Source organism: Pseudomonas sp. EA_105y_Pfl2_R69 (assembly GCF_963970915.1).
GTDB lineage: Bacteria > Pseudomonadota > Gammaproteobacteria > Pseudomonadales > Pseudomonadaceae > Aquipseudomonas.
This window is the reverse complement of the sequence record NZ_CAXAOO010000007.1, coordinates 53129-67608: the sequence shown is the minus strand read 5'-3', so window position 1 is coordinate 67608 and position 14480 is coordinate 53129. Positions and strand designations below refer to the sequence as shown.

The window sequence follows — 14480 nt, the reverse complement described above, 5'->3', positions numbered from 1 at the left end:
ATCTCGCCTGTTGCGGCCACTTCCAAATGCTTGCTGCACTACGTAAATGCTTGGAGGTGACCCCGGGACGGGCCGACGTTTTCACAGCTGCTGAGTGGAAATGGGCCATTACAGGAAGTAGGGGGATGTCGATGCAACAGCGTACTGCCGTTATCGCTGCCTTGTATCAGGCTGTCAGTACACATTTACCACCTTGCCTGGAAGGTCTGATCGACGCCTCGAATCGGGCCCTGAATGAACTGCGCCTGTCGGCGCGTAGCAACTTCGAAGCCCAGGGTTGCGACGATTTCCTGCGCCTGTGCAGCGCGCTGCGCGAACGCACCATCGCCCAGACCGTGGCGGCCATTCTCGAACTACTGCCTAGCGGCACCACCCCCGAGGCCGTGACGCCCACGGGCAGCGAGTGGCAGTTGGTCGATGACGCGGAAGTGGAGGAGATGCTCGAGGCGCGCCGCCTGGTGCGCCAGCTGCGCGAACCCCTGGGGGTCATGGAGTGGCGCAGTTGCGCACGCCTGAACGCCGTTACCGGTGCCAGCGCGAAAGACCGCGAAAACCCGCTGTCGCTGGAATTCATGATCCGCGTGCTGCAGTCGCGGCTCAATCTGCGCGGGCAACTGCCGGTGGTGCGCGAGCACTTCTATGCCGCGGCGGCAAAAGAGCTGGGCGTGGTGCTGCAGGCCTATTTCAAACACCTGGACACGGTTTTCGCCGAATTTCAGATCGAGCCGCGCATCGATCCGGTGGTGCACCCGGCGCTGGAGCGGCAGCGCGCCCGGGCGGCGCGCAAACCGGATGCGTCCTATCAGGCGATCCAGCAGTTGCGCGCGGTGGATGCCGGCCCCGGCCCCGGCCCCGGCGCGGGTTCGAGTCCGGCCGCGGTGCAGCCCGTCGAACCGGCGGTGCTGCAGCAGGCGTTGAGCCAGGTGCAGCGCCTCGAGCCGCCTCAGCAGGGCTGGACGGCTCAGGCCTTTGTCCAGGAGCTGCATGCCGCCGGGGCCGTATTGTCGCCGCGGCAGAGCGACGATGCCGGGGTGGTGGCCGAGCTGTTCCAGCATATCGAGCAGGAGTCGGTGATCGCCCAGGACATCAAACCGGCGCTGCGTCATCTGATGTTGCCCGTGGCCCAGGCTGCCATGCTCGAACCCGCCGCCTTTGCCGACACCACCCACCCGGTCCGGGCCACCCTGGACAAGCTGATCCGCCTCTGTGATTTTTCCGACCCGCCCAACCTGGCGCTGGAAAACCGCGTACAGCAGCTGATTGCCGACATAGTGGCGGACTATCGTGGCGACAACAGCGTGTTCAGCCGCTGCAATGACGAGCTGGAGCAGTTGCTGGCCATACAGCAGCGTGCCTACAGCAACAATGCCGATCGCGTGCGCCAGTACAATCGCGGTCGCGATGCCCTGGAGCAGGCCCGCCAGCAGGTCGGCCGCGAGCTGTTGGCGCTGTTCGGCAGCCATGCCCCGCGGATACTGCTCGATCTACTGGATAGCGGCTGGCGCGAACTGCTGGTGCACGAGCTGATCCGCCACGGCGAACAGAGCGCCGAGTGGCTGGATGACCTGGCGGTGATCCGGCAATTGAACCACTGGCTACAGGTGGAGGCCGCCGGTGCAGGCCCTGACAGCGAGCCGGTCGAACGTGCCTACGAGTCAGGCGCGGTTCTGGAACTGATGCGCAAACGCCTGGAGAGCTTCCTGCCCGGGCAGTATCGCCACACCCCGGTGCTCAAGCAGCTGCACCAGCAGTTGCAGGGCGAACAAGCGGTCGAGCTGGTCGAGCTGCAGCCGCCGCAAGTACAAGCCCAGGACCTGCACGACCTCGAACCGGCGCAACAGCGCTGGCGTGAGCGGGTTCAGCAGCTCAGCGAAGGCGACTGGCTGGTGACGCAGAAGGGCCAGCACCTGCAGTTGATCTGGGCCAACCCGAACAGCGACCACTATGTCCTGGTCGATAGCCAGGGCCGCGAAGCCGGCAGCTTCACCTCCCATGAACTGATGCACCAGCTCGCCACCGGCTGGATCGGCACTTCGGCACCGGAAGGCCAGGGGGTGATCCAGGACCATCTGGAGAACATCGTCGGCACGCTCTACCGCGATATCGCCTATGCGCGCAGCCACGATGAATTGACCGGCCTGCTCAATCGGCGCAGCTTCGAAGCCTGCGTGGCGCAGGCCCTGGCCAGCCCAGAGCCTTGCGCCTTTATCTATGGCCATATCGATCTGTTCAGCGTGCTCAACTCCAGTTTCGGCCCCCTGGCCGGGGATACCTATCTCAAGCAGACCGCCAGCCTGCTGGCGGCCCAGCTACCGCCGGGGGCTACCCTGGCGCGTATCGGCGGGGTGGATTTTGCCGTGGTCCTGCCCCAGGCCGATGCCGTCCAGGCCAGCCGGCAGGCCGAAGCTCTGCGCGCCGCCATCGAAGCCAACCCGCTGGAATGGCAGGGCCACTCGCACAGCGTGACCATGAGCCTGGGAATCGTCCTGACGAGCGACTGCCACGATGTCATCAACCTGTTCCGCGACCTGCAGATGGCCTGCAATACCGCCAAGGAGGCGGGGCGCAACCGCGTGCATGTCTACAGCGACGAGATCGACGGTGCCCGCACCGGGCTGATGGCCATTGCCGGGCGAGTGGACGATATAGTCGAGCGTGGCGAACTCAGCCTGCGGGTCCAGCAGATCGCCCCCACCGTGCCTGGCGAGGGACACTTGCCGCATTACGAAGTGCTGCTGGTGATGGAAAACGAGCTGATGCTGCTGGACTTTATCAGCGCCGCCGAACGCTATAACCGCATGACCAAGGTCGACCGCTGGGTACTCAAGCGGGTGTTCAGCGAGCTGGCCCAGCATCCAACCATCTGGAGTCAGTGCAGCGGGCTGTCGATCAACCTGTCCGGCAGCAGCCTGAACGACGACAGGCTGCTCGGGTTTATCGAGTCGCTGTTCGAGGATTATTCGATACCGCCGCAGCGCATCTGCTTCGAACTGACCGAGACCGCCGCAGTGGCCAACCTGACCAAGACCGCCGACCTGGTGCGTTACCTGCAGCGTGTCGGCTGCACCTTTTCCATCGACGATTTCGGCACCGGTTTTTCCTCCTACGAGTACCTCAAACGCCTGCCGGTGGATTACGTGAAAATCGATGGCAGCTTCGTCAAGGAAGTTGAACGCTCACCGAGCGACCATGCCATGGTCAAGTCGATCAACGAGATTGCCCATGTGCTGGGACGCAAGACCATCGCCGAATACGTTGAAACGGTCAGCATCCACCAGTGTCTGGCCACCATGGGCATCGATTTCGTGCAGGGTTACGGGGTCGAGATGCCGCTGTCGCTGGACGAGTTCTTCTCCCGGCTCAGCTAGCAGCCCCTTGAGGCCTGGTAGCGCAGCGCCAGGTGTCGACGAAGCGGGCGTGGCCGGCCAGCGGCGGGGTATCGCCGACTCAATAGACCCAGACCTCGACCCGGCGGTTGCGAATCCGCCCGTCATCGGCGTTGTTCGCCGCGACCGGCAGTTCGTCGCCGAGACCGATGATGTCGCGGAAGCTGACCCCGGCTTTGCTCAGTTCGCGGCGCACCGCCATGGCGCGCAGTTTAGACAGCAACTCGGCGCGTGCGACATCGGCCTTGGCGTCGCCGAAGCCGACCAGCACCACCTGGCGCTTGAGTTTGTTCTGCTGCTGCAGGTAATCGAGTAGCCGCGGCAGATCGCGCAGGGCCTTGTTATCCAGGCTGGCGCTGCCTTGCTGGAAACGAAAGTTCACCGACAGGCGCTGCGCCTCCTTGGCCAGGGTCTGGTATTGGGCAGGCATCTCGGGGGTTGCCGCGACCTGCATGGCCTGTACGTTCTGCGCAATAAAGCCGCTGCTTTCCACGATGGCCTGGCCGCGCGGGCTATGGGCGAACTGGACCAGGGCGCGCGCCCAGGGGTTGGGCATGTCGGGTTGGTTGTAGAGGAACAGGCGCCGCGACAAGGGATAGTCCTCGGTGGCGATCAAGGCCGGGGTGGGCAGCATGGGTTGCGAGTCACCGGCAGCGATGGCCAGGGCCTTGGCCTGGCGGATATAGGGCAGACCGATAAAGCCGATGGCGTAGCGATCCTGGCTGACCGCATCGGAGAGCTGCTCGCTGGACTCGAAGCGCTGGGCATGGGCGGCCAGGACTCTGGCGTTGGCGCTCAACACCAGCTCCTTGAAGGTGTCGAAGGTGCCGGACTTGTCATCGCGGGCGTACAGGCTGATGGGGCCGGGCGGCGCACCGAGCTGGGCCCAATCACTCAGCTCACCGGCAAACACCTGGGCCAGCTGCTCGGTACTCAGGGCCGTCAGTGGGTTGCTCGGGTGGAGGATGATCGCCAGGCCATCCAAGGCGATAATCTGCTCGGCCTCGCGGCTCGTCAGGTCGCCCAGGGCCGCCAGGCTGCTGGCCTCGCTGTCCTTGATCGGGCGCGAGGAGGCCGCCAGCTCGGCGTTGCCGCCGGCCAGTGCGCTAAAGCCGGTGCCCGAACCGTGGGCGGCCACCTCGATGCTCAGGCTGCGGCCATCGGCGCTGGTGGCGACGATCTTCTGCTCGTTTTCCGCCATACCGGCTTCGATGCGAATCGCGCTCAGGCCCTGTTCCTCCAGCAGCCCTTTGACCAGTGCCGGCCCCAGCCGTGCGCCTATGGTGTTGGAGCCCTGGATACGCAGCACGCTGGCGTGCTCGGCGGTAACGGGCAGGGCGGCCAGGACCGACCAGGGCAGGGCATAACAGATGGAACCGAGCAGCAGCAAGCTGAGGGTGCGGAACCAGGTTTCACGGTCAGACGTGGGGAGGGCGCGCGACATGCGGCAGACACCTTGTGGTGAATGAAGGTGGCGCGAAGATAAGACAAAAATATGACCGCAATATGACGGCGCGGTGATGGGTGGAGGCTCTGCCATGGGGCTGACCAGCTGAGCCGGTCGCCCCGGTAGGGCGTTGGGCTCAGCCCAGTTCCAGCCAGATCGGAGCGTGATCCGAGGGTTTCTCCATGCCGCGCAGCTCATAATCGATGCCGGCATCGCGAATCCTGGCCTGCAGGGCCTGGGAGGCGAGGATCACGTCGATGCGCAGGCCGCGCTTGGGTTCGTCCTCGAAGCCACGGCTGCGGTAGTCGAACCAGCTGAAGCGGTCATTTACCTGCGGATTGAGCTGGCGGAAGCTGTCGACCAGCCCCCAGCCTTTCAGCGTCGCCAACCATTCGCGCTCTTCCGGCAGGAAGCTGCATTTGCCGGTTCTCAGCCAGCGCAGGCGATTGGGCTCGCCGATGCCGATGTCGCAATCCTCCGGGGAAATATTGATGTCGCCCATTACCACCAGCGCTTGCGCGGGCTGGAAGCGCTCCAGCAACAGCGCCTGCAGATCGGCGTAGAAGCGCTGCTTGGCCGGGAACTTGGTCGGGTGGTCGCGGCTTTCGCCCTGGGGGAAATAGCCGTTCATCACGGTGACCGGGTTGCCCTGGGCATCGGCAAAGGTGCCGTAGATAAAACGCCGCTGGGCGTCTTCGGCATCGCCGGGAAAGCCCTTGTGCAGTTCCAGTGGGGCCTGGCGCGAGAGCAGGGCGACCCCGTAATGGCCCTTCTGTCCGTGGTAATGCACGTGGTAACCCAATTGGCGAATTTCCGCCTCGGGAAATTGCTCGTCGGCCACTTTGGTTTCCTGCAGGCCGATCACATCGGGCTGATGCTTGTCGATCAGCGCCGCCAATTGGTGAGGGCGTGCACGCAGGCCATTGATATTGAAGGAGACGATCTTCATGGGCGGCAGTCCTGGATTGCACTCTGGAAAGCAGGCGATGCTAGCCCATTCGCCGCAGGCGGGCCAGCCGTATGGCGGCTGGCGCAGTGCGGTGCTAACGTGGCTCCAGGCCCTGCAAATAAAGAAGAACTGAGGTCAATACCATGCCCAACAGTCCCGCCGAAATTCGTATGCTCGACAGCGGCTATGCCCGCGAAGCCCGCTCGCTGCTGTATCACGCCTATCGCCACGACCCGACCTTCGCCTACCTGTTCGAAGCCGAACGGCCCGGCTATGACCAGCGCGTACGCGCCACCGTGCGCGAACTGGTGCAGCAGCATTTCAGCGAGGACCTGCCGGCCATCGGTCTGCTGATCGACGACCGTCTGATTGGCATGGCTCTGATCGCGCCACCACAACGGCGCATGGATATCACCGAAAGCTGGAGCTGGCGCATGCGCATGCTGCTGACCACCGGTTTTCGCTGCACCAAGCGCTACCTCGAGTACCACGATGCGGTACTCGCCTGCCTGCCGCCTGGTCCTTACCACGTGCTGCCACTGCTGGGCGTGCACCCGGAATACCAGGGCCAGCACCTCGGCGAACAACTGCTCGAAGCGCTGCACAACTGGTGCGCCGAAGATGCCGGCTCCCAGGGCGTGGTCCTGGATACCGGCAATAGCCATTACCTGGATTTCTACAAGCGCCATGGCTACCAGGAAATTGGCGAGGTGGCGGTCGGCCCGATTATCGAGCATGTGTTCTTCCACCCCAGCCCGCAACCGGCGATCAAAGCCAGCGCCTAGGGTAACGAGGATACTGACCAGGGCTGCTTGAAACGGCGTTTTCCAGCTGAATAACGGCTCGGCAAAAATCGCCCACAACGCTCTAGGCTGGAACTTTGCTCGTGCTAGCATCCGTTCATGAGTGTGTTCTTCAGGTTTGCGGCTGCGCTTCTTCTGCTATCGCTCGGCTCTTCAGTGCTGGCCGAAGCGCGCCTGCTCGTGCGTGTGCAACCGGCCAACAGCGCCCTCAAGGAAAATATTCAAGGCCATATCGGCAGCCTCGGCGAGCGCGATGCCGAGGCCTTGCGGCGCTACGCCCGCAGCGCCGAAGCACAGGCGCACAAGGCGGCGCAGGCCCTGGGCTATTACCATGCGCAGATCAGCAGTGAAGTCGGCGATGGAACGCCGCCGCGCCTGACCCTGCGTGTCACCCCCGGCGAGCGGCTGCGTTTACGCGAGGTGACCCTGCGTATCGAAGGTCCCGCTAGCCAACTGGCGGCGTTTCGCCTGCCGTCCGATGCCCAGCTGCGCAGTGGCGCGCCGCTCAATCACGGGCGTTACGAGGCGGCCAAGCGCAGTATCCAGAACCAGGCCTCACGCTACGGCTTCTTCGCTGGGCGCTTTACCCAACAACGCCTGGATATCGACCCGGCGGCGGGGGTGGCCGATATCGAACTGGTCTATGACAGCGGCCCGCGCTATCAGTTGGGCGCAATCAGCTTTACCGGCGACGCGCCCTTCGAGACCCAATTGCTGCAGCGTATGGTGCCCTTTGCCGCCGATAGCCCCTATGACTCCGAACTGATCGCCGAGCTGTATCAGGCGTTGCGTTCCAGCGGTTATTTCGAGACGGTGCAGGTCGATGCCAATCCGAGCGGCGCGGAGCAGTTGCGCATCCCGGTGGTGGTTCAGCTGCAGGCCCGTCAGCCGCGCAGCCTGGGCCTTGGCCTGGGTTTTTCCACCGATGTGGGGCCGCGGGTGCGGGCCAACTGGACGCGCCACTGGGCCAACCCCCAGGGCCACAGCTATGGCGCGGAAACCGAGCTGTCGGCACCGCGACAGAACCTCGGGCTCTGGTACGACATCCCCCTCGACCCGCCGCTGACCGACAAGCTGCGGATTGCCGGTGGCTACCAGTTTGACGACCTGGCCGATAGCGATATCGACAGCCGTCTGCTCACCTTCGGCCCGGAGTGGCACAGCAAACTCGACAGCGGCTGGCAGCGGGTGATCTCGCTGAAATGGCAACATGAGCAGTACGACCTGGGTGATGAAAACGGCAGCAGCACCCTGTTGCTGCCCGGTGTCAGCTACTCGCTGCTGAGGAGCGATAACCAGATCGATCCCAACCATGGCTACCGGCTGCAGTTCGATCTCAAGGGGGCGGCCGAAGGCCTGCTGTCCGATACCAACCTGCTGCATGCCAATGTCCAGCTCAAGGGCCTGACCACCCTGGCCAGCCGGCACCGTTTCCTCGGCCGGGTGCAGTTCGGCGGCACCGAGTCCGCCGGCTTCAGCAATGTGCCGCCGTCCCTGCGCTTTTTCGCCGGCGGCGACCAGAGCGTGCGTGGCTATGACTACCAGAGCCTGTCGCCGGAGAACCGCGACGGCGACAAGGTCGGTGGTCGTTACCTGTTCGCCGGCAGCCTCGAATACCAGTACAGCATTACCGAACGCTGGCGTCTGGCGAGCTTTGTCGACCAGGGCAACAGCTTCAACTCGCTGGATTTTCCTTCACTGAAAAGCGCGGTGGGGATCGGGGTGCGCTGGGTTTCGCCGCTGGGGCCATTGCGCTTCGACCTGGCGCACCCGCTGGATGATCAGGGTGGCGTGCGCCTGCATTTCTCCATGGGGCCGGAGCTGTGAAACTGTCGCCGCGCAAGGGACTGCGCAATGCACTGCTGAGTCTGCTCGGCTTGCTGCTCCTGCTGATCACCGGGCTGAGCCTGGTGCTGGGCAGCCAGGCGGGGAGCCGCTGGCTGCTGGAGCAGGTGCCCGGGTTACGGGTCGACGGCTTCAGCGGCACGCTGGGCGGTGCCTGGCGTGCCGAGCAGCTGCACTGGCAGCAGAATGCCAACAGCGTGCGGGTCGACAGCCCGAGCTTGGCCTGGTCGCCGGTCTGTCTGTTGCGCATGACTCTGTGTATCGAGCGCTTGCATGCCGCGCAGATCAGCCTGGTGTTCCCGCCTGGCGAGGCCGCCGACAGCGAGGCGTTCAGCCTGCCGGAACTGTCCCTGCCGTTGGACCTGCAGTTGGGCGAGATCGCCATCGACAGCCTGCTGTTCAATGACGATGACGCCCTGCAGGGCCTGCAGCTGGCAGCGCGGTGGACCACCCGGGGGCTGCAGATCGACAGCCTGAACCTGCGCAGCGGCGAGCTGCAGCTCGAGCTGATGGGCCTGCTGCAGACCACCGGCAACTGGCCGCTGCAGCTCGAAGGGCAGTTGCACCTGCCCGCGCCGCAGCAACAGCCCTGGCAGCTGGCTCTGCAGGTCGCGGGAGAGCTGCGTCAGCGCCTGCAGTTGCAGGCCGATAGCAGTGGCTACCTGCAGGGCCGCCTGAACGGCGAACTGCAGCCGCTGGCCGAGCATTTTCCTGCCCGTCTGCAGCTGCAGGCCGAGGGTTTCAAGGCCAGCGCCGAGCTGCCGGACAGCCTGCGCCTCGACCAGCTGGCGTTGAGCGCCGACGGCGACCTGCACAGCGGTTACCGGCTCAGCGGCAGTGCCAGCCTGGCGGGGCAACAAGAACCCGTCGCGCTGGTGCTGGAGGCCCTGGTAACAGCCGCCGGTGCCGATATCGAGGCGTTGCGCCTGATCGCCGACCCGCAGCAGCAGGTGCAACTGAGCGGCCGTCTGAACTGGCAGGAGGGTTTCAGCCTCGACAGCCGGTTTGACTGGCAGGACTTCCCCTGGCAGCGCCTCTATCCGCTGGAGCAGGAACTGCCCGTGGTGCTGCATGCGCTGCAGGGCGAGCTGGCCTATGACAATGGCCATTACCTCGGCCACTTTGCCGCCGAACTGGAGGGCCCCGCCGGAGCCTTCAGCCTGCGCAGCCCGGTTAGCGGCGACCTGCAGCAGGTGTTTCTGCCGGAGCTGCGCCTGCAAGCCGGCCAGGGCCGTGCCGAAGGTCAGGTGCGCCTGGGTTTTGCCGAACAGCTGAGCTGGGATGCGCAGCTGCAACTCAGCGAACTGGACCCCGCCTTCTGGCTGGCGGAGTTGCCCGGCACCCTGCAAGGTCCTCTGAGCAGCAGCGGCAGCCTGAAAGATCAACGCCTCGAACTGACGGCCGATATCGACCTCAGCGGCCGCCTGCGTGGCCAGCCGGCCGTTGTCCAGGCTCGCTTCGCCGGCGGCCTGGATAACGGCGAACTGAGCCGCCTGGAAGTGCGCCTGGGGGATAACCGCATCTACGGCCAAGCCTCGCTGCAACAGCAACTGCAGGGGCAACTGACCCTGGCCATGCCCAGCCTGGGGCAGCTCTGGCCGCAGCTGCAGGGGCAGTTGCAGGGCCAGCTCGATCTGGCCGGCAGCCTGCAGGCACCGCAAGGCCAGTTGCAACTCGACGGCCGGCAGCTGGCCTTTACCGATCGGCGTCTGCAGCAGCTCAGCCTCAGCGCCAGCCTGGACAGCGCCCAGCGTGGCCGCCTGAGTCTCGACGCCAGCGGCATCCAGTTGGGCGAAACCAACCTGGGTCAGCTGAGGGCCAGCGCCGAGGGTGACCGTCAACGGCAGAGCCTTGAGCTACAGCTCGAGGGTCCGCAGCTGCAGACACAGCTGGCATTTGCCGGGCGTCTGGATCAGGGCAACTGGCGCGGCCAGCTGCAACGTGGCCAGTTGCAGAGTGGCGGCCAGGACTGGCGTTTGCAGCAACCGGCGACCCTCGACTACCTGGCCAGCGGCCAGCTGGATCTGGGCGCGCACTGCTGGCGCTCGGGACCCGCCAGCCTGTGCGGCGAGTCCCAGCGCCTGTTACCCGAAGCCAGGCTGCGCATGCGTCTGAACGATTTCCCCATGGACAGCCTGGGACCCTGGCTACCCGAGGACTTCGCCTGGCAGGGCCAGCTCGACGGCCAGCTGCAGCTGGACCTGCTGGCCAGTGGCCCGAGCGGGCGTTTGCAACTGGATGCCGGCAGCGGCGTCTGGCGCGTGCGCGAACAGCAGCAGTGGCTGGACTTTGCCTACGACAGCCTGAGCCTGAACACCCAGCTGGGGCCGCAGCGCATCGATAGCCAGCTGGAGTTGCGCGGCCCGAAAATCGGCGAGCTGGTGCTGCAGGCGCGAATCGACCCGCGCCCGGCGGATAAACCCATTTCCGGCAGTTTCCGCCTGAGCGGCCTGGATCTGGCACTGGCGCGGCCCTTCGTACCCATGGTCGAGCGCATCGCCGGTCAGCTCAACGGGACCGGAACGATTTCCGGTGGTTTGCTGGACCCGCAGGTCATCGGCAACCTGCGCCTGCTCGACGGCGAGGTATCGGGCGGCGAGCTGCCGCTGGACCTAACCCAGCTGCAACTGCAGGCCCGCATCGACGGTGAACGCCTGCTGCTCGAAGGTGGCTGGCGCAGTGGCGAGCACGGTCAGGCCAGCCTCGACGGCGAGCTGAGCTGGAGCCAGGGCATGCTGGCCGATATACGCCTGCGCGGCAGCCGCCTGCCGGTCACGGTGGAACCTTATGCGGCGCTGGACGTCGAGCCGGACCTGCGTCTGCGCCTGCTCGATGGGGAACTCGCGATAACCGGCAAGGTGCTGATCCCCAGCGGCAAGATCGAGGTGCGCGAGCTGCCACCGTCAACCGTCCAGGTCTCCGCCGATGCACGGGTCGTCGGCCGCGAAAGCCCGGCGCAACGGGCTCCGGCAATCGCCATGGATATCGATGTCGAGGTCGGCCAGGAGCGTCTGAGCTTCAGCGGCTTTGGCCTCGATGCCGACCTGGCCGGCCGCGTGCATATCGGCAACGACCTCGATACCCGTGGCGAGCTGAGTCTGAACAAGGGACGCTTCCGCGCCTATGGCCAACGCCTGACCATCCGCCGTGCGCGCCTGCTGTTCGTCGGGCCCATCGACCAGCCGTACCTGGATGTCGAAGCGATTCGTCGAGTCGACGACGTGACGGCCGGGCTGCGCCTGAGCGGCAGTGCCGCGCACCCCACCAGCACGGTGTTCTCCGAGCCGGCCATGAGCCAGGAGCAGGCGCTGTCTTACCTGGTGCTGGGGCGGCCGCTGGGGCAGGGCGGCGGTGACAACAATATGCTCGCCCAGGCGGCGTTGGCCCTGGGCATGGCCGGCAGCGCACCGCTAATCGGCAACCTGGCCGCGGGCCTGGGGCTGCGCGATTTCCAGCTGGATACCGAAGGCAGTGGGGCGACCACCAGTGTGGTGGCCAGCGGTAGCCTGTCCGAGCGACTCAGCCTGCGTTATGGCGTGGGGGTATTCGAGCCGGCCAACACCATTGCGCTGCGCTATGAACTGAGCCGCCGGCTCTATCTCGAGGCTGCCAGCGGGCTGGCCAGCTCCCTGGATATTTTCTACCGGCGTGACTTCTAGGCTATGTTTCTGCGGGGCGCAGCTGGATTAACCTACTTAATTCGCGTTTAAATTGCGTACCTCGCTCAAAAAAACTGAGTGTTGAAATCTAAACAGTGAAAACAACTATCGCAGTCTTCATATACTGGCCGCCGCTGATCACTGGGCAGTCGTTGTGCTGACTGGTATAGCCCGATTCGCTGTTTGCAGGCGCGCTCACCCGGCTCGCTTCTGCCTAACAGCATGGCCTACCCGGCAATCGGACAAGCGAAGGCTATCCACCTCGCGTTCACTACAAGAATAAGGAAACCAACATGGAATTCATCAACACCCTGGTCAATCAACTCAATGGCGTGGTGTGGGGGCCGCCCATGCTGGTTCTGATCCTCGGCACGGGTCTGTTCCTCATGCTGCGCCTGAAGTTCATGCCGCTGACCAAGATCGGCGCTGGCTTCAAACTGATGTGGCAAGGCCGCAAGAAAGGCGACGCCGAGAGCGGCGAGATCAGCCCTTTCCAGGCGCTGATGACCTGTCTGGCTGCCACCGTCGGTACCGGCAATATCGCCGGTGTGGCCACCGCGATCTTCCTCGGCGGCCCGGGCGCACTGTTCTGGATGTGGTGCACCGCGCTGGTGGGCATGGCTACCAAATACTGCGAAGTGGTGCTGGCGGTGCATTACCGCGAGAAGGATAACCGCGGCGAACACGTCGGCGGGCCGATGTACGCGATCAAGAACGGTCTGGGCAAGAAGTGGTTGTGGCTGGGCACCGCCTTTGCCATCTTCGGCGGTTTCGCCGGCTTCGGCATCGGCAATATGGTTCAGGTCAACAGTATGGCTGCGGCCCTGGAAGCCACCTTCAATGTGCCGCTGTGGCTGACCGGTCTGGTCACCATGCTCTTCGTCGGCATGGTCATCCTCGGTGGTATCAAGCGTATCGGTAAGGTCGCGGCGACCCTGGTGCCCTTTATGTGCGTGGCCTACATCATTGCCGCCATCGTGGTGCTGGTGGTCAACGCCTCGGAAATCCCGAAAGCCTTTGAGATGATCTTCACCTACGCCTTTACCCCGATTGCCGCCACCGGTGGTTTCGCCGGTGCCGCGGTAATGGCTGCAATCCGCTTCGGTGTAGCGCGCGGTATCTTCTCCAACGAAGCCGGCCTGGGTACTGCCGGTATCGCCCAGGCGGCCGGCACCACCAACAGTGCCGTGCGTTCGGGGATGATCGGCATGCTCGGGACCTTTATCGACACCATCATCATCTGCAGCCTGACCGGCCTGGCGATCATCTGCTCGGGCGTCTGGACCAGCGGTGTCAGCGGCGCGGCGCTGTCGGCCGCGGCCTTCGAGTCGGCCATGCCGGGTGTCGGTGGCTATATCCTGACCATCGCCCTGGTGGTGTTCGCCTTTACCACCATTCTCGGCTGGAGCTACTTCGGCGAGAAATGCTGGGAGTTCATGGTCGGCACCAAGGCGATCCTGCCGTTCCGCATCCTCTGGGTGTTGGCCGTGCCGTTCGGTGCCATTGCCCAGCTCGACTTCGCCTGGCTGGTGGCCGATACCCTCAATGGCCTGATGGCGATCCCCAACCTGTTGTCGTTGCTGCTGCTTAGCCCGATCGTGGTCAAGCTGACCAAGGACCATTTCGCGAAAAAAACCCAGGTGGGTGCGGCGAACGCTACTGTCTGACTCGTCGGTCAGTTAATATTGTGGGCCGTTAGGGGCGCGAGACTTGCCATTTGTCGAGCTCGCGCCCTTACTTGTTTACCGTCCCCAATCTGCATAAAGGATCGATCCCATGGCACAAGTCACCCTCAAAGGTTCTCCGGTCGAAGTTACCGGTCAATTGCCACAAGTCGGTCAGCAAGCGCCGTCTTTCAGCCTGGTCGGCGCGGACCTGAGTGATGTCAACCTGGCCAGCCTGGCCGGCAAGCGTAAAGTGCTGAACATCTTCCCCAGCGTCGATACCCCGACCTGCGCCACCTCCGTGCGTACCTTCAACGCCGGTGCGAGCAAGCTGGCCAACACCGTGGTGCTGTGCATTTCCGCCGACCTGCCGTTCGCCCAGGCGCGCTTCTGCGGTGCCGAAGGCCTGGATAACGTGATCAACCTGTCGACCATGCGCGGCTCCGAGTTTCTCAACGACTACGGCGTGGCCATCACCAGCGGCCCGTTGGTCGGTGTTGCCGCCCGCGCGGTGGTGGTGCTGGATGAACACGACAAGGTGCTGCACAGCGAACTGGTCAGCGAAATTGCCGATGAGCCGGATTACGCCGCCGCGACTGCCGTGCTCAAGTAACACCCGCTGAACGCTTGTCCAACGGCCTGCCTTGCAGGCCGTTTTTATTTCTACGGGCTTTTCCGGTGAGCACTTTTTTATTTGCGGATCAGGCAGTTAGTTACGTAAGGAAAT

General features: G+C 64.4%; 8 protein-coding genes. 6 read left to right on the top strand and 2 right to left on the bottom strand.

The annotated features are described in order from the left end of the window. Positions 1-125: 125 nt before the first annotated feature. Positions 126-3368 carry a DUF1631 family protein gene (locus tag AACY13_RS18505; RefSeq protein WP_339463049.1) on the top strand — a complete coding sequence of 1081 codons (3243 nt, stop codon included), beginning with the start codon at positions 126-128 and terminating at the stop codon, positions 3366-3368. Positions 3369-3447: 79 nt separating this feature from the next. On the opposite strand, the gene AACY13_RS18500 is transcribed toward AACY13_RS18505, so the two are convergent. Beyond that, positions 3448-4830, bottom strand: a complete 1383-nt coding sequence (locus AACY13_RS18500; RefSeq protein WP_339463048.1) for a phosphate ABC transporter substrate-binding/OmpA family protein — start codon at positions 4828-4830, stop codon at positions 3448-3450. Positions 4831-4969: 139 nt separating this feature from the next. After that, on the bottom strand, positions 4970-5782 hold the full coding sequence (gene xthA / locus AACY13_RS18495) for an exodeoxyribonuclease III (protein WP_339463047.1): 813 nt from the start codon (positions 5780-5782) through the stop codon (positions 4970-4972). A 143-nt stretch (positions 5783-5925) separates the two neighbouring features. Between xthA and AACY13_RS18490 the strand changes: the two genes are divergently transcribed. The 5 genes from AACY13_RS18490 to tpx all read left to right on the top strand — a co-directional run bounded on the left by AACY13_RS18490 (position 5926) and on the right by tpx (position 14366). Continuing rightward, complete coding sequence (locus tag AACY13_RS18490; RefSeq protein ID WP_339463046.1) at positions 5926-6567, top strand: GNAT family N-acetyltransferase; 642 nt, start codon at positions 5926-5928, stop codon at positions 6565-6567. A 117-nt stretch (positions 6568-6684) separates the two neighbouring features. Further along, the gene (locus tag AACY13_RS18485; RefSeq protein ID WP_339463045.1) at positions 6685-8412 is read left to right on the top strand and encodes an autotransporter assembly complex protein TamA; all 1728 of its coding nucleotides are present in this window, start codon (positions 6685-6687) and stop codon (positions 8410-8412) included. After that, positions 8409-12089 carry a translocation/assembly module TamB domain-containing protein gene (locus tag AACY13_RS18480; protein WP_339463044.1) on the top strand — a complete coding sequence of 1227 codons (3681 nt, stop codon included), beginning with the start codon at positions 8409-8411 and terminating at the stop codon, positions 12087-12089. The genes AACY13_RS18485 and AACY13_RS18480 overlap by 4 nt, the downstream gene beginning before the upstream one ends. A gap of 293 nt (positions 12090-12382) precedes the next feature. After that, positions 12383-13756, top strand: a complete 1374-nt coding sequence (locus tag AACY13_RS18475) for an alanine/glycine:cation symporter family protein (protein ID WP_339463043.1) — start codon at positions 12383-12385, stop codon at positions 13754-13756. Between the two features lie 109 nt (positions 13757-13865). Next, entirely contained in the window at positions 13866-14366 is a 501-nt protein-coding gene (tpx, locus tag AACY13_RS18470) for a thiol peroxidase (protein ID WP_339463042.1), read from the top strand. Positions 14367-14480: the final 114 nt, after the last annotated feature.

Coding starts and splice junctions, on each gene's coding strand:
- AACY13_RS18505 (WP_339463049.1), top strand. CDS start 126: ATGTCGATGCAACAGCGTACTGCCGTTATCGCTGCCTTGTATCAGGCT.
- AACY13_RS18500 (WP_339463048.1), bottom strand. CDS start 4,830: ATGTCGCGCGCCCTCCCCACGTCTGACCGTGAAACCTGGTTCCGCACC.
- xthA (WP_339463047.1), bottom strand. CDS start 5,782: ATGAAGATCGTCTCCTTCAATATCAATGGCCTGCGTGCACGCCCTCAC.
- AACY13_RS18490 (WP_339463046.1), top strand. CDS start 5,926: ATGCCCAACAGTCCCGCCGAAATTCGTATGCTCGACAGCGGCTATGCC.
- AACY13_RS18485 (WP_339463045.1), top strand. CDS start 6,685: ATGAGTGTGTTCTTCAGGTTTGCGGCTGCGCTTCTTCTGCTATCGCTC.
- AACY13_RS18475 (WP_339463043.1), top strand. CDS start 12,383: ATGGAATTCATCAACACCCTGGTCAATCAACTCAATGGCGTGGTGTGG.
- tpx (WP_339463042.1), top strand. CDS start 13,866: ATGGCACAAGTCACCCTCAAAGGTTCTCCGGTCGAAGTTACCGGTCAA.